This window comes from Streptomyces sp. SCSIO 75703 (genome assembly GCF_036607905.1).
In the GTDB taxonomy this organism is placed as follows: Bacteria; Actinomycetota; Actinomycetes; order Streptomycetales; family Streptomycetaceae; genus Streptomyces.
In genome coordinates this window covers 5,806,081-5,821,305 of record NZ_CP144555.1, presented here as the reverse complement: position 1 = coordinate 5,821,305, position 15,225 = coordinate 5,806,081, and the positions used below count along the sequence as shown (strand labels likewise).

General features: G+C 71.7%; 15 protein-coding genes, 1 rRNA gene and 1 riboswitch. Of the genes, 2 read left to right on the top strand and 14 right to left on the bottom strand.

Going from position 1 to position 15,225, the window contains the following annotated elements:
• Positions 1-8: 8 nt before the first annotated feature.
• Both kdpF and VM636_RS25655 read right to left on the bottom strand, forming a co-directional pair.
• Positions 9-107, bottom strand: a complete 99-nt coding sequence (kdpF, locus tag VM636_RS25660) for a K(+)-transporting ATPase subunit F (protein WP_030418686.1) — start codon at positions 105-107, stop codon at positions 9-11.
• Positions 104-334, bottom strand: a complete 231-nt coding sequence (locus VM636_RS25655) for a hypothetical protein (RefSeq protein ID WP_338485859.1) — start codon at positions 332-334, stop codon at positions 104-106. Before VM636_RS25655 ends, kdpF begins: the two co-directional genes overlap by 4 nt.
• 177 nt (positions 335-511) lie before the next feature.
• Between VM636_RS25655 and VM636_RS25650 the strand changes: the two genes are divergently transcribed.
• A complete protein-coding gene (locus VM636_RS25650; protein ID WP_053914114.1) occupies positions 512-931 on the top strand; it encodes a TOBE domain-containing protein in 420 nt (139 codons plus the stop codon).
• Between the two features lie 65 nt (positions 932-996).
• Here the strand turns inward: VM636_RS25650 and gcvP are convergent, their stop codons facing one another.
• The gene (gcvP, locus tag VM636_RS25645) at positions 997-3,882 is read right to left on the bottom strand and encodes an aminomethyl-transferring glycine dehydrogenase (protein ID WP_338485858.1); all 2,886 of its coding nucleotides are present in this window, start codon (positions 3,880-3,882) and stop codon (positions 997-999) included.
• Positions 3,883-4,056: 174 nt separating this feature from the next.
• A riboswitch (glycine riboswitch) is annotated at positions 4,057-4,152 on the bottom strand.
• A 147-nt stretch (positions 4,153-4,299) separates the two neighbouring features.
• Between gcvP and VM636_RS25640 the strand changes: the two genes are divergently transcribed.
• Positions 4,300-4,677, top strand: a complete 378-nt coding sequence (locus VM636_RS25640) for a PRC-barrel domain-containing protein (protein WP_030418689.1) — start codon at positions 4,300-4,302, stop codon at positions 4,675-4,677.
• 90 nt (positions 4,678-4,767) lie between these two features.
• On the opposite strand, the gene VM636_RS25635 is transcribed toward VM636_RS25640, so the two are convergent.
• From VM636_RS25635 to rrf, 11 genes are all read right to left on the bottom strand, one after another.
• Positions 4,768-6,165, bottom strand: a complete 1,398-nt coding sequence (locus VM636_RS25635; protein ID WP_338485857.1) for a DNA polymerase IV — start codon at positions 6,163-6,165, stop codon at positions 4,768-4,770.
• 142 nt (positions 6,166-6,307) lie between these two features.
• Positions 6,308-6,988, bottom strand: coding sequence for a MerR family transcriptional regulator (locus VM636_RS25630; protein WP_078855728.1), 681 nt, complete (start codon positions 6,986-6,988; stop codon positions 6,308-6,310).
• A gap of 188 nt (positions 6,989-7,176) precedes the next feature.
• Complete coding sequence (locus tag VM636_RS25625; RefSeq protein ID WP_030418692.1) at positions 7,177-7,650, bottom strand: bifunctional nuclease family protein; 474 nt, start codon at positions 7,648-7,650, stop codon at positions 7,177-7,179.
• A gap of 84 nt (positions 7,651-7,734) precedes the next feature.
• Positions 7,735-8,472 carry a MerR family transcriptional regulator gene (locus VM636_RS25620; protein ID WP_030418693.1) on the bottom strand — a complete coding sequence of 246 codons (738 nt, stop codon included), beginning with the start codon at positions 8,470-8,472 and terminating at the stop codon, positions 7,735-7,737.
• Positions 8,473-8,512: 40 nt separating this feature from the next.
• The gene (locus tag VM636_RS25615; protein ID WP_030418694.1) at positions 8,513-9,049 is read right to left on the bottom strand and encodes an FHA domain-containing protein; all 537 of its coding nucleotides are present in this window, start codon (positions 9,047-9,049) and stop codon (positions 8,513-8,515) included.
• Positions 9,050-9,464: 415 nt separating this feature from the next.
• A complete protein-coding gene (locus VM636_RS25610; RefSeq protein WP_053914116.1) occupies positions 9,465-10,400 on the bottom strand; it encodes a DUF881 domain-containing protein in 936 nt (311 codons plus the stop codon).
• 5 nt (positions 10,401-10,405) lie between these two features.
• On the bottom strand, positions 10,406-10,738 hold the full coding sequence (locus tag VM636_RS25605) for a small basic family protein (protein WP_030418696.1): 333 nt from the start codon (positions 10,736-10,738) through the stop codon (positions 10,406-10,408).
• The gene (locus VM636_RS25600) at positions 10,735-11,568 is read right to left on the bottom strand and encodes a DUF881 domain-containing protein (protein ID WP_030418697.1); all 834 of its coding nucleotides are present in this window, start codon (positions 11,566-11,568) and stop codon (positions 10,735-10,737) included. Before VM636_RS25600 ends, VM636_RS25605 begins: the two co-directional genes overlap by 4 nt.
• 171 nt (positions 11,569-11,739) lie before the next feature.
• Positions 11,740-14,235: a mannose-1-phosphate guanyltransferase gene (locus VM636_RS25595; protein WP_030418698.1), complete on the bottom strand. Its 2,496-nt coding sequence runs from the start codon at positions 14,233-14,235 to the stop codon at positions 11,740-11,742.
• Positions 14,236-14,350: 115 nt separating this feature from the next.
• A complete protein-coding gene (locus VM636_RS25590; protein ID WP_053914117.1) occupies positions 14,351-14,959 on the bottom strand; it encodes a CDP-alcohol phosphatidyltransferase family protein in 609 nt (202 codons plus the stop codon).
• A gap of 110 nt (positions 14,960-15,069) precedes the next feature.
• Positions 15,070-15,186 (bottom strand): 5S ribosomal RNA (gene rrf, locus VM636_RS25585).
• Positions 15,187-15,225 lie beyond the last annotated feature (39 nt).

The following is a 15,225-nucleotide window of genomic DNA, read 5'->3' as shown; positions in this document are numbered from 1 at the left end:
CGCGGCGCTCAGAACCTCTCCGGGAAGATCAGGGCGAGGACGAGGTAGCCCAGCAGGGCGACGGCGGCGACGAGGCCGACGATGTTCTCGACGGTCTGGGCGGTCACAGTTTCGTCACCCCGCGGGCGACGAGGGCCACGAGCGCGAAGACCGCGATCGTGACGGTGAGATAGGCCGCGTCGGCCATCGTGCGCTCCCGGGTCGGGTCGGCGGGTCGGGCGTACGGTCCGAGGAAATCCGCTGCCGGACCGGGAACGGCCGCCGTTGATGTGTCCCTTACGGCGGCCCGTCCGCCCTTGATACCGCTCTGACGGCGCCGGGCCGGGTGCGCCACGACGGGGAGGGCGCGCGGGTGACGCCCGCGGCGGGCGCGCGGCCGGGCCGTGAGCCCCCGGTCCGCGCCCTGTGGCGACGCGGGCCCGCACGTCCCGGGAGGCACGCGTCCCCCGGGTTACGGTGAGCACACTTTACGGACATATCACACGAATCGACTCGTCAGTGAGGCGCCCTCATGAGCCTGAGCATCCGCAACCAGCTCCCCGGCACCGTCACCGCCGTCCTCCCCGGCGAGGCCATGGCGACGGTCCGCGTCCGCCTGGCCGGCGGCCAGGAACTCACCGCGGCGATCACCCGGGAGTCCGTGGAGGGGCTGGGCCTGGTCCCCGGCTCGGCCGTGCGCGCCCTGGTCAAGTCGACCGAGGTCTCCCTGGCCACCGCCCCGGTCGACGGCCTCTCCATCCGCAACCTGCTCCCGGGCACGGTCACCGGCGTCACCGCGGGCACCGCGATGGCCTCCGTCAAGGTCGACGCCCAGGGCGCGGCACTCACCGCCGTGATCACCCGGGAGGCGGTGGAGGAACTGGGGCTGTCGGCCGGGGTGCCGGTCGTGGCGCTGATCAAGTCGACCGAGGTGTCGCTGGCGACCGGCTGACGGCGAGGGGCCCCGCCCGGCCGTCGCGCGGCCGGGCGGGGCCCCTCCGTCCGGGCCCTCCCGGGTCAGTCCTCGTAGGCGTCCAGCGGCGGGCAGGAGCAGACCAGGTTGCGGTCGCCGAAGGCCTGGTCGATCCGGCGCACCGGCGGCCAGTACTTGTCGGCGGTCGGCGTCCCGGCCGGGAAGACGGCCTCCTCACGGGTGTACGCGTGCTCCCAGTCGCCGGCCAGCGCGGCGGCCGTGTGCGGCGCGTGGCGCAGCGGGTTGTCGTCGGCGGGCCACTCCCCGGAGCCGGTCTTCTCGATCTCGGCCCGGATGGCGATCATGGCGTCGCAGAACCGGTCGAGCTCGGCCAGGTCCTCGGACTCGGTCGGCTCGATCATCAGCGTCCCCGCCACCGGGAACGACATGGTCGGCGCGTGGAAGCCGTAGTCGATCAGCCGCTTGGCGACGTCGTCGACGCTGACGCCGGTGGCCTTGGTCAGCGGGCGCAGGTCGATGATGCACTCGTGGGCGACGAGGCCGCCGGGGCCGGTGTAGAGGACCGGGTAGTGCGGCTCCAGGCGCTTGGCGATGTAGTTGGCGGAGAGCACGGCCACCTGCGTGGCCCGCTTGAGTCCCTCGCCACCCATGAGCCGGACGTACGACCAGGAGATCGGCAGGATGCCCGCCGAGCCCCACGGGGCCGCGGAGACCGGACCCACGCCCGTGCTCGGGCCGGCGCCGGGCTGCAGCGGGTGGTTGGGCAGGTACGGCGCCAGGTGCTCGCGCACGGCCACCGGGCCGACGCCGGGGCCGCCGCCGCCGTGCGGGATGCAGAAGGTCTTGTGCAGGTTCAGGTGCGAGACGTCGCCGCCGAAGTGGCCGGGCTTGGCGAGGCCGACCAGCGCGTTGAGGTTGGCGCCGTCCACGTAGACCTGGCCGCCCGCCTCGTGCACCTGGGCGCAGATGTCGGCGACGTGCTCCTCGAAGACGCCGTGCGTCGACGGGTAGGTGATCATCAGCACGGCCAGCTCGTCGCGGTACTGCTCGATCTTGGCGCGCAGGTCGTCGACGTCGACCTCGCCGTCCTCGGCGGTCTTGACGACGACGACCTTCATGCCGGCCATGACCGCGCTGGCCGCGTTGGTGCCGTGCGCGGAGGACGGGATGAGGCAGACGGTGCGCTGTTCGTCCCCGTTGGCGCGGTGGTAGCCGCGGACGGCGAGCAGTCCGGCGAACTCGCCCTGCGAGCCGGCGTTCGGCTGGAGCGAGACCCGGTCGTACCCGGTCACCTCGGCCAGCCGCTCCTCCAGCTCCCGGATCAGGGTGAGGTAGCCCTGCGCCTGGTCGGCCGGCGCGAAGGGGTGCAGGCCGCCGAACTCGGACCAGGTCACCGGCTCCATCTCGGTGGTGGCGTTCAGCTTCATCGTGCACGAGCCGAGCGGGATCATGCCGCGGTCCAGCGCGTAGTCGCGGTCGGCGAGGCGGCGCAGGTAGCGCAGCATCGCGGTCTCGGAACGGTGCTGGTGGAAGACGGGGTGCGCCAGGTACTCGTCGGTGCGCAGCAGCGCCGCGGGCAGGGCGTCCTCGGTCGAGGCGTCCAGCGCGTCGATGTCGGCCTCGACGCCGAAGGCGTGCCAGACGCCGCCGACCTGGGCGCGGCCGGTGGTCTCGTCGCAGGCGGCCGAGACGTGGTCGGCGTCGACGAACCGCAGGTTGATGCCGTTCTCGCGGGCGGCGGCGACGATCTCGGCGGCGCGGCCGGGCACCCGGGCGGTCACCGTGTCGAAGTAGGCGCCGTGCACGATCTCGACACCGCCCGCGGCGAGGCCCGCGGCGAGGAGGCGGGCGTGGCGGTGGGTGCGCAGGGCGATGGTCCGCAGCCCGTCGGGACCGTGGTAGACGGCGTACATGCCGGCCATGACGGCCAGGAGCACCTGCGCGGTGCAGATGTTGCTGGTGGCCTTCTCGCGGCGGATGTGCTGCTCGCGGGTCTGGAGCGCGAGGCGGTAGGCGCGGTTGCCGTCGGCGTCGACGGAGACGCCCACGAGGCGGCCGGGCAGACTGCGCGCGAACCGCTCGCGCACGGCCATGTAGCCGGCGTGCGGTCCGCCGAAGCCCATCGGCACGCCGAAGCGCTGCGTGGTGCCGACGGCGATGTCGGCGCCCAGCTCGCCGGGCGAGGTGATCAGGGTGAGGGCGAGCAGGTCGGCGGCGACGGTGACGAGGGCGCCGAGCCCGTGGGCCTGCTCGATCACCGGCCGGATGTCCCGCACGGCTCCGGAGGCGCCCGGGTACTGGATCAGCACGCCGTTGATCTCGCGCTCGGCGACCTCGGCCGGGATGCCCTCGCTCAGGTCGGCGACGACGACCTCGACACCGGTCGGTTCGGCGCGGGTGCGGATCACGGCGACGGTCTGCGGCAGGGCGTCCGCGTCGACGAGGAACAGGCCCTTCTTGTTCTTGCCCATGCGCCGGGACAGGGCCATGGCCTCGGCGGCGGCGGTGCCCTCGTCGAGCAGCGAGGCGCCGGAGGTCGGCAGCCCGGTGAGGTCGGCGACCGTGGTCTGGAAGTTGAGCAGGGCCTCCAGCCGGCCCTGGGAGATCTCGGGCTGGTACGGGGTGTACGCGGTGTACCAGGCCGGGTTCTCCATGATGTTGCGCAGGATGACCGGCGGGGTGAAGGTCCCGTGGTAGCCGAGGCCGATCATCGAGTGGAGGACCTCGTTGCGGTCGGCCAGGGAGCGCAGCTCGGCCAGCACCTCGGCCTCGGAGCGCGCGTCCGGCAGGTCCAGCGCGTCGGCGTTCTTGATCACGTCGGGGACCGCGGCGGCCGTCAGTTCGTCGAGCGATCCGTAACCGACCTGGGCGAGCATCTTGGCCCGCGCCTCGGCGTCGGGTCCGATGTGGCGTTGTGCGAAGGGCATGGCCGCTTCGAGCGCGGAGAGCGGCGTGCGGGGGACGGTCATGGCGGGGGCCTCCTGGTCTGCGCGACCTTCGAGGGGCACCACGGCGCGGGTGCCCGGACGGCCTCCCCCTCTGTCATCTCGACCTGAGAGCTTCACCGGGCCGCCCGGAGGCGCCGGCTTTCACCGTCGGTGAGAGCGGAAGCCGTCGACACCCGCCCTGCTTTCCAGAGTGACCTCGTCCGTGCGGTACGTGAGCCTGAGAGATTCCGGGGAGGAGTTGCTCCTTCGGCGCCTCCGGAGACCCCCGGAGGACTCTCCCGCACGGGGTCGTCAGCCGTTTGCCAGCCTACCAGCGAGGCCGGTGGCCGGTCCGGTCCGCGGACATCCCGGGCTTCGAGTGGCCGTGCGCCCCAATGTGCCCTTTCGTAGGAGCTACGGATGATTTCGCCGGATGCTGTGCGACCCAGTGGAGGGCCCGTGCGTACCGACATCGACCCGCGCAACCTGATCGGCCGCAAGGCGTTCGACCGCAACGGCACCAAGATCGGCACCATCGACGAGGTCTATCTCGACGACGCCACCGGCATCCCCGAGTGGGCCGCCATACGGACCGGGCTCTTCGGCCGAGACGCCTTCGTGCCCCTGGAGCCCAGCGAACTCGTGGACGGCACCCTGCGCGTGCCCTTCGACCGGGCCCTGGTCAAGGAGGCCCCCGACTTCGGCGTCGGCCGCCACCTCTCCCCGGAGCAGGAGCTCCAGCTCTACCACCACTACGGCCTCGACGTGGCCGCCCCTCCCCCGCCGCCGGACCGCGACTTCGGCAACCTGGCCGGCCGGGGCAGCGAGGACACCTGACCCGGCCCGGGGCGGGCACGGCACGCAGGGCCGGGAGCCGGCCGGTGACCCGGGAGAGGCCGCACACCGGCGGACGTCCCCCACGGCCGGTCACGCGCCCGTCGCCTCGGGGCCGCCCCCGCCCTCGCCTCCGCCCTCGCCTCCGCCTTTGCCGGGCGGGACCAGCGGCAGCGGCTCCGCCGGCTCCAGCTCCGGATCGTCCACCGGGAAGGTCCGCACCCGGCCCGGTCCGGAGTACGGCGTCTCGAACCGCACCGTGACCCGGCCCAGCCCACTGCCCTGCGCCCAGCCGTGCCCGTACCGCGCGTGCCGCAGATCGTGCCCCGACGGCCACCGGCGCCCGTCCGGCCGCCCCGCGGGCTCGGCCGGCCCGGTGGGCTCTGCCGGCTCGGCGGCCGGTTCGTCGGCACGCTCGCCCGCCGCCTGCGCGAACAGGTCCTCCTGCGTGTAGTGGGCGAGACCGCTGACGCCGACCCCGAGCAGCCGCACCCCGCCCGTGGTGTCCACCGTGTCCAGCAGCCGCCCCGCGGCCTCCCGGACCACGGCGGGGTCGTCCGTGGGCCCGCGCAGCGTCTCGGAGCGGGTCAGCGTCGAGAAGTCGTAGCGGCGGACCTTGAGGACGATGGTCCGCCCGGACAGCCCGGCCTCGCGCAGCCGCCGCACGCACCGGTCGGCCAGCCCGCGCACCTCCACCCCGACCCGCACCCGGTCGTGGATGTCGACGTCGTAGGTGTCCTCGACCGAGACCGACTTGGTCTCCCGCTCGGCGACCACCGGCCGCTCGTCGTGGGCCAGCGCCATCGCGTACAGGCCGTGCCCGTGGGCCTTGCCGACCAGCCGCACCAGTTCGTCCTCGCCCGCCTCGGCGATCTCGCCGACGGTGGTGATGCCCGCCCGCCGCAGGTGGTCGCCGGTGGCCGGCCCGACGCCCGGCAGGGTGCGCACCGGCATGGGCGCCAGCAGGTCCCGCTCGGTGCCCGGCTCGATCAGCACCAGTCCGTCGGGCTTGGCCTCCTCGGAGGCGATCTTGGCGAGCATCTTGGAGGCGGCCAGCCCCACCGAGCCGGTCAGCCCGGTGGCCTGCCGGATGCCGGCCCGCAGCCGCGCCCCCGCCTCCCGCGCCGAGGCGGCGTCCCAGGCGGCCCCGCCGGCCTCCAGGTCCACGAACGCCTCGTCCAGGCTCAACGGCTCCACCAGCGGCGACAGCGCCCGCAGCAACCCCATCACCTGCTCGCTGATCGACCGGTACAGCCCGAAGCGGGGCACCAGGTAGGCGGCGTGCGGGGCGAGCCGGCGGGCCTGGCCCATGGGCATCGCGGAGCGCACGCCGAAGACACGGGCCTCGTAGGAGGCGGTGGCGACCACGCCCCGCGGCCCGAGCCCGCCCACGACGACGGCCTTCCCGCGCAGACTCGGCTTCGACGCCTGCTCCACCGAGGCGAAGAAGGCATCCATGTCCAGGTGCAGGATCGTGGGCGCGGCTCTCACGGGTCCGATGCTGCCCTACGGCACCGACAACGGCGCTCAGGCCCGCGGGCCCCCGGCCCGCGCGCTCAGGCCCGCGGGCCCCCGGCCCGGCCAAGGGTGCCGCCGTCGTGCCGCCCGGGACCCGCAGGGCCGCCCAGGGGCCTCAGACCGCCCTGTTCCGGCGGCGGGCCAGCTCGTCGGCGGGATTGTGCCCGACGAGGGTCTCCCCCGTGTCGATGCGCTCCCCGTGGAGCTGCGACAGGGCGCCCTCGACGTCGCGCCAGACCACGCCGACGGCGATGCCGAAGATGCCCTGGCCGCCCTGGAGCAGGGCGTGGACCTCGTCGGGCGAGGTGCACTCGTAGACCGTGGCACCGTCGCTCATCAGCGTCATCCGCTCCAGGTCGCGAAAGCCCCGCTCCCGCAGGTGACGGACGGTGGTCCGGATGTTCTGGAGGGAGACGCCGGTGTCGAGGAACCGCTTGACGATCTTCAGGACGACGACGTCGCGGAAGCTGTAGAGGCGCTGGGTGCCGGAGCCGTGCGCGGGCCGCACGCTGGGCTCCACGAGCCCGGTGCGGGCCCAGTAGTCGAGCTGCCGGTAGGTGATGCCGGCCGCGGCGCACGCCGTCGGCCCGCGGTAGCCGATCTGCTCGGTCGCCATGGCCGTCGCTCCTCCGCCGCTGGGCACGGCCGTCGGTCGCTGCGGAGCGTGATCGGCCCTGCCGCCGTGCGGGGTGTGTCCCCCGCCCGGCCGGAGCCTGGCCCCCGGTGGCGGGTACGGTCCGCCCGCCCCGAGGCCGCCGGCGCCATCCCCAGCCGTACCGTCGCCGCTGATCCTCACGCCGACCTCCGTCCTTGACCCTGCCTCCTCGACGGTAGGCAGTCACCAAGGGTGCGTCAACGATCGCCACACTCGGCACGCCGAGTGATAATCACCCTTCGAGTGGTTTCGCGTGACCCACCGCGGGGAAAGGCTAGCCGAATGTGCCCGGAGGCCGGTTGTGGGGCCGCCCGGAGGCGGCCCGCGGGTCACTGATTGCTGGTGCCGAAGTCCTCGGGCGAGATCTGGTCGAGGAACTCGCGGAACTTCTCCACTTCGTCCTCCTGCTCGTCCGGAATGGCGATCCCGGCGTCGTCGAGCACCTCGTCGCTGCCGTAGATCGGCGTTCCGGTGCGCAGGGCGAGCGCTATGGCGTCGGACGGCCGGGCGCTCACCTCGACTCCGCTCGCGAAGACCAGCTCGGCGTAGAAGACCCCCTCACGCAGGTCCGTGATGCGTACTTCCGTGAGCTCCTGGCCGACGGCTTCCAGCACGTCCTTGAACAGGTCGTGGGTCAGCGGCCGCGCCGGAGCCATGCCCTGCTGGGCGAAGGCGATCGCCGTCGCCTCCCCCGGTCCGATCCAGATGGGAAGGTAACGGTCGCCTCCCACCTCGCGCAGCAGCACGATCGGTTGGTTGGAGGGCATCTCGACCCGGACACCTACGACATCGAGCTCGTTCACACAGCAACCCTAGGCCGTGCCCGGGACCTTTGGGTAGTCGGGCCGGGCACGGGTGGGAGAGATCCGGGCCGGGACCCGGCGGGTTCAGGGCAGGCGCACCCCGAGGGCGGTCCGCACCAGCGCCGCGTGCAGCCGCACCGTCAGTCCCGCCAGCTCGTTGGTGCGCTCCTCGGCATGCGCCCTGGTCTGCGGGTTGCGGTGGCGCCTGAGCGGGGCCACCACCTGCTCCACCAGACCGGCCTCCCGGTCGGCGGCGGCCTTCATCACCCGCAGGTGGCGCGGCTCGATCCCGAACCGCCCCAGTTCCGTCACGAGCGCGGCCACGGTGACCGCCTCGGCGTCGTAGGCCCCGTCGGGCAGCGGGGCGATGAGCCCGTAGGACTCCCACTCCTCCAGGTCGCCGCTGTCGATCCCGGCGGCGGCCAGCAGCTCGTCACGGCCGATACGGGCGGCCGTCGGCCCCTCGTCGGGCGCCTCGGGGGACTCACCGTCCCGCTGCCGGCCCAGGGACGGCAGGCGCACCGCCTCGCCGCGCTCCACGGCGTCCAGGTGCTCCCGGATCGCCTTGAGCGGCAGGTAGTGGTCCCGCTGTATGCGCAGCACCTGGCCGAGCCGCTCGACGTCGCGCGCGCTGAACTTGCGGTACCCGGCAGGGGTCCGCCGCGGCTCGACGAGCCCCTCCGACTCCAGGAAACGGATCTTGGAGATGGTGATGTCGGGAAACTCGTCGCGCAGCGCGTGCAGCACCGTGCCGATGCTCATCAGCCCACTGTCCGCGGCGGTGGTGCCGTGTCCGGCACCACCGCTCGGTGTTTGAAGCATGGACCTTCCCTGGTTCCCCCGGACCGGGTCCGGGGGAGAGTCAGTAGCCCCGCTGGCTCGCGTAGAAGACCAGCCGGTACTTGCCGATCTGCACCTCGTCGCCGTTCGACAGCGCGACCTGGTCGATCCGCTCCCGGTTGACGTACGTCCCGTTCAGGCTGCCGACGTCGGCCACCGTGAACGAGCCGTCCGCGCCGCGGCGGAACTCCACGTGCCGGCGCGAGACCGTCACGTCGTCCAGGAAGATGTCGCTCTGCGGATGGCGTCCCGCGGTGGTCAGCTCACCGTCCAGCAGGAAGCGGCTGCCCGAGTTCGGACCGCGGCGCACCACGAGGAGGGCGGAGCCCAGCGGCAGCGCGTCGACGGCCGCCTGCGCCTCGGGCGACAGGGACGGCATCGCCGTCTGCCCGGTGACCTCGGCGTCGTACGCCTCCAGGCCGGAGATGGAGATCGTGGACGTCGTCTCGGAGGAACGCTCCGCAGCCGCCCCGCCACGCAGCGGAGCGCCGCAGTGGGAGCAGAAGCGGCTGTTCTCCCCGTTGCGGTTTCCGCACCTCGTACAGACCAGGGCCGACATGGAGTCCTCCTGCCGCGATTGCCCGAAACCTATGCCTCCGGACTGCGCGGGGTCAACGGACGCCGCGCCCTGGCCGCCCGAAGTGTCACCGCCCGGACCAGCCACCTGGTCCCGGAACAGCGGACGCTGGCCTTCCGCCTCGGGCTGCTCCGCGCGGTGGCGGGCAGTGGCGTTGTCGCGGCCCTCTCGCGGGCTCTTGCCGAACAACTTCGCAAACAACTTCACGGGCGATTCCCCTTGACCGAAACAGACCCGCCCGTGGGGCAGGACGAACCCTTACCGAACGTACTGGTCGACCCGGACACCTTCACAACGTCCGTCTCCACCAGACAGTTTCCACCACGCACCACCCAATCGGTGCGCCGACCCCCCGCAACCTCATGCCCTCGCCGGTCGCCGCGCATGCACCACCGGTTCACCGCGAGGACGACCGAGCGTAGTCAGGCCGCTTCGCCGCTCGCAAGGCGTCCACAATGATCTTGCTCGACCGCTCCACAGTAACGGTGGCCTGTTCCTTTTCGAGAGTCTGCACGACGCCCCCAGGGATGTTGAGTGCCGGTTCCAGGTCCTGCGGCTTGCCGATGACCAGGAAACGATAGGGCGCGTTGATCTTGTTCCCGTCGACACTCACACTCTTGCCCGATTCCGTCAGATACGTGCCGGCCACGATCCGCACGCCGTTCACCTGGATCGCCTCGGCACCCGCCGCGCGCAGCTCCTGGACCGCGTCGAGCAGCATGTCCGCCTCGACCGTCCCCTTCGTGTCCTCGATCGTCATCGTGATGCCGGGCCCCTGCGCGGCCACCGTGCCCGCGAGGATGCCGAGTTGACGCTCCTTCTCCAGCGTCTGCCTGCGGGCCTCCTCGGCCTGGTCGGAGCTGTTCTCCAACTCCTCGCGCTGCTTCTCCAGGCCCCGCCTCTCATCCTCCAGACGCTCGGTGCGGTCGTCGAGTTCATCGAGGATACGGACCAGATCCTCCTGGCGGGCGCCGCGCAGCGCGCTGCCGCCGCCGCTGTTGGACGCCACCTGGACGGCCAGCCCGAAGCCGAGGCCGAACAGGAGCAGGGCGACGATGAGTTGGGCCCGGGTGACGCGGGGCGGCCACAGGCCGTTCACCAGGCGCTCCCGGCCGGTCAGCGGAGCCGGGGGCTCCGGGGCCGGTGACAGGGCGTCCGGGGCCGCGGTGGGCTCCTTGGGGGCGCCCTCCCCCGGTGCGGCGGGCTGCTCGTCCTTCCCCGCCGGGCCGTCCTTTCCGGGCGGGCCGTTCTTCCCGGGCGCGTCGGTGGGCGGCACCTCGTCGGGCAGGGCCTGGCGGAGGCGGTCGGCGGGCCGCTCGTCGTGGTCGCTCATCGGCCTCACGCCCGGAAGACGTGCCGGCGGATCGCCGCGGCGTTGGAGAAGATGCGGATGCCCAGCACGACCACGACGCCGGTGGAGAGCTGGGCGCCCACGCCCAGCTTGTCGCCGAGGAACACGATCAGCGCGGCGACCACCACGTTGGACAGGAACGACACCACGAAGACCTTGTCGTCGAAGATGCCGTCGAGCATGGCCCGCAGTCCGCCGAAGACCGCGTCGAGCGCCGCCACGACGGCGATCGGCAGGTACGGCTCGACGGCCGCCGGCACCTCGGGCTGGACCAACAGGCCGGCCACGACTCCCACGACGAGGCCCAGTACGGCGATCACGATGTGCCCTTCTCGGTTATCGGCTGTGCGGTTCGTACGATCACGCTCGGTGCGGCGGGCAGCCGGAGGTCACCCGCCTGCGACAAGGCGGTGCGGATGCCGTAGTTCTCCTGCAGCGCGTGCAGGTACAGCCCGTCGGCGCTGTCCTGGAAGGCTGTGGCGAGTTGCCTGCCGTCCCCCACCGCGAGCACCGTGTACGGCGGCACCAGCGGCCTGTTGTCGACCAGTATCGCGTCTCCCGCGGCCCTGATCGCGGACAGCGCCGTCAGCCGCTGCCCGTTGATGGAGATCGCCTCCGCCCCCGACTCCCACAGGCCGTTGACCACGCGCTGCATGTCGCGGTCGCGGACCCGGCCGGTGTCGGCGAAACCGGAGGTGCCGCGCGGCCGTCCGTCGCCGCCCGTGGCGTCCTTGGCGTCGTCGACGACCAGTTTCACCCCGGGCCCGTGCACCGCGACGGCGCCCGCGAGCACGCCGACCAGGTCGGAGCCGTCGCTGTCGCCGCTCTTCTCCAGCGCCTCGCGCCGACGCGCGTCGACGTCGTCGCGGAGTTCGTCGACGTCCTTCTCCAGCGTGTCGGCGGCCTCGGTCTCCCCCGCGATGCGGTCGATCAGCTCCTCGCGTTCCTTGGCGACGACGGGCGCGGCGACCCGTGCCTGGGCCGCGCCGACGGTGACGACCAAGGCGGCGAGCACCAGTCCGGCCGCTAGCCCGAGCTTGGAGCGGAACGTCTTCGGCAGCCCACCGGTGCCCTCGGCCTTCTTCCGCGCGGCCGCCTCGGCGTAGCCCTCGTCGAGGCTGTGGTCCATCACGTTGGTGATCAACGACATGGAGGCGTCCGGGCGTGCGGGCCGCCGCGGGGATGTGCTCCGAACGGGGGGTTGCTGCGGCATGCCGCACATCGTCGCACGCCTGGGCCGCTTGCTCCGAACGGGCCCACCGGCGTGCCGGACAGGCCCCCTTGGGGACACTTGTCCGGCACGCGCGCGTGGCGGGTGGTTTTACCGTCCGGCGCTGTCCACGACCGCCGACCACTCGTCGAGCAGGGCCTGGGCGGAGGCGTCGTCGGGTCCCTCGGCCCACAGGTGGGTGACGGCCTCGGCGGGGTCGGGCAGCACCATCACCCAGCGCCCGTCGGTCTCGACGACCCGGACGCCGTCGGTGGTGTCCACGAAGCGGTCTCCGGCCGCCTCCACGACCCGCCGCATCACCAGGCCCTTGACGGCCCACGGGGTGGCCAGGTCCCGCTTGAGGACGTGGGCCCGCGGGATGCGCGCGTCGATCTGGCTGAGGGTGAGCTGGGTCCGGGCGACGAGCCCGATGAGGCGGACGAAAGCGGCGGTGCCGTCGTAGACGCTGCTGAACTCGGGGACGATGAAGCCGCCCTTGCCGTCGCCGCCGAAGATGGTCCCTTCCTCGCGGCCCACACGGGTCAGGTCGTCCGGGGACGTCGTCGTCCACTCGACCTGCGTGCCGTGGTACGCGGCGACCTGTTCGGCGATCCTGGTGGTCGTCACGGGCAGCGCCACCCGGCCGCTGCGCCGCTCGGCGGCGATCAGGTCGAGCATCACCAGCAGGGCCCGGTCGTCCTCGATGATGCGGCCCTTCTCGTCCACCAGGGACAGCCGCTCGCCGACGGGGTCGAACCGCACGCCGAACGCGGCGCGCGAGGAGGCGACGATCTCCCCGAGCCGCACCAGCCCGGAGCGGCGCACGTCGGCCGACTCCGTGGGGCGGGACTCGTCGAGGCCCGGGTTGATGGTCAGCGAGTCGACGCCCAGCTTGCCGAGCAGGGAGGGCAGGACGAGGCCCGCACTGCCGTTGGAGGCGTCCACGACCACCTTGAGCCCCGACTCGGCGATCCCGCCGGTGTCGACGTTGCGCAGCAGCGAGCCGGTGTACGAGTCGAACACGCTGGACGGGAAGTGCAGGTCGCCGATCTCGCCGGGGAACGCGCGCCGGTACTCCTGCCGTGCGAAGACCCGGTCCAGTTTGCGCTGGCTGCCCTGCGACAGATCGGCGCCCTGGCTGTCGAAGAACATGATGTCGACCGAGTCCGGCACGCCGAGCGTGGTGCGGATCATGATGCCGCCGGCGCTGCCCCGCGCGGTCTGCTGCCGCGCCACGGGCAGCGGGACGTTCTCCAGGTCCCGGACGTCGATGGCGCTGGCCTGAAGGGCGGAGATCACGGCTCGTTTCAGCGCCCGGGCGCCGCGCGAGTGGTCGCGGGCCGTGGTGACGGTGGAGCCCTTCTTCAGGGTGGTCGCGTAGGCGCCGGCGAGCCGGACGGCCAGTTCGGGCGTGATCTCGACGTTGAGGATGCCGGAGACGCCCCGGGCACCGAAGAGGTGTGCCTGGCCGCGGGACTCCCAGATGACGGAGGTGTTGACGAAGGCGCCCGCCTCGATCGTCTTGAACGGGTAGACCCGCACGTTGCCCTGGACGATCGATTCCTCGCCGACGAGGCATTCGTCGCCGATGACCGCGCCGTCCTCGATCCGCGCGGCCCGCATGATGTCGGTGTTCTTGCCGACGACGCAGCCGCGCAGGTTGCTGTGCGGGCCGACGTACACGTTGTCGTGGACGACGGCCTTGTGCAGGAAGGCGCCGCTCTTGACGACGACGTTGGAGCCCACGACGGTGTGTTCGCGGATCTCGGCGCCGGCCTCGACCTTGGCGTAGTCCCCGATGTACAGGGGTCCGCGCAGTTCGGCCTCGGGGTGCACCTCGGCGCCTTCGGCGACCCACACGCCGGGCGAGATCTCGAAACCGTCGAGGTCGACGTCGACCTTGCCTTCGAGGACGTCGGCCTGGGCCTTCACGTAGCTCTCGTGGGTGCCGACGTCCTCCCAGTAGCCCTCGGCGACGTAGCCGTAGATGGGTTTGCCTTCCTTCATCAACTGCGGGAAGACGTCGCCCGACCAGTCGACGGAGACATCGGCCTCCACGTAGTCGAAGACCTCGGGCTCCATGACGTAGATGCCCGTGTTCACGGTGTCGGAGAAGACCTGGCCCCAGGTCGGCTTCTCCAGGAACCGCTCGACCTTGCCCTCGTCGTCAACGATGGTGATACCGAATTCCAGCGGATTGGGGACACGTGTCAGGCATACGGTGACGAGCGCGCCCTTTTCCTTGTGAAAATTGATCAGGTCGGTGAGGTCGAAGTCGGTGAGGGCATCGCCGGAGATGACGAGGAAGGCGTCATCCTTGAGCGCCTCCTCGGCGTTCTTGACGCTGCCGGCGGTGCCGAGCGGCTTCTCCTCGTTCGCGTAGGAGAGCTCCATGCCCAGCTCTTCGCCGTCGCCGAAGTAGTTCTTGACGAGGGAGGCCAGGAATTGGACCGTGACGACGGTCTCGTTGAGCCCATGCTTCTTGAGCAGCCTGAGCACGTGCTCCATGATCGGCCGGTTGGCCACCGGCAGGAGCGGCTTGGGCATGCTCGAGGTCATGGGGCGAAGGCGTGTGCCTTCGCCTCCGGCCATCACGACAGCCTTCATGTCGGAAGCGTCCTCCTCTGAGAGACGACGGTCAGGCCGACCTGCACCCCTCCAGATTGTCCCGCACTTCTGTCACGCGGGCCATCCGGCCGCTCCGGCCGCGCAATCGGCGAGTTCAGTCGGCCTCGGTGTCCGCGCGTACCAAGCGTCGGACCTGTACCACGTAGAGAACTCCTGCCCACCAGTAGAGCGTTGTACCCCATCCTGCGAACGCCCATCCGAAAACAGCGGCGAGTGACGCGATCCATCCGCTTCCGTCGCTCAGCAGGAGGAGGGGGAAGGCGTACATCAGGTTGAAGGTGGCGGCCTTCCCGAGGAAGTTCACCTGGGGCGGCGGATAGCCGTGGCGCCGGAGGATGCCGACCATCACGAGCAGGACGGCCTCGCGGGCGAGGAGGACGAGGGTGAGCCAGAGGGGCAGGATCTCGCGCCAGGTGAGGCCGAGAAGGGTGGACAGGATGTACAGGCGGTCGGCCGCGGGGTCCAGGAGCCGGCCGAGGCTGCTGATCTGGTTCCAGCGCCGGGCGAGTTTCCCGTCCAGGTAGTCGCTGACTCCGCTGAGGGCCAGCACCAGCAGGGCCCAGCCGTCGCTCTGCGGGCCGCCGAACTCGGGCCGGAGGATCAGCCAGAGGAAGAGCGGTACGCCGGCGAGGCGGGCCATGCTGAGGATGTTCGGGATGGTGAGGACCCGGTCGGTCTGCACGCGGGTCTCCTGGACCTCCACGCGGGGGCCTCCTGGGGGAAACGAGCCAATGATGCCCGCCGAGCCTACCTCAACGCGAAAAAGCTCCGGCTCTCGGGGCGTATTGCCCAAGAGCCGGAGCTGTAAAAGGAGTTCGGCGGCGTCCTACTCTCCCACAGGGTCCCCCCTGCAGTACCATCGGCGCAGTAGAGCTTAGCTTCCGGGTTCGGAATGTAACCGGGCGTTTCCCCTACGCTATAACCACCGAAACACTATAAAACCCAGCCAACAAAGACTGTTCGTGGTTT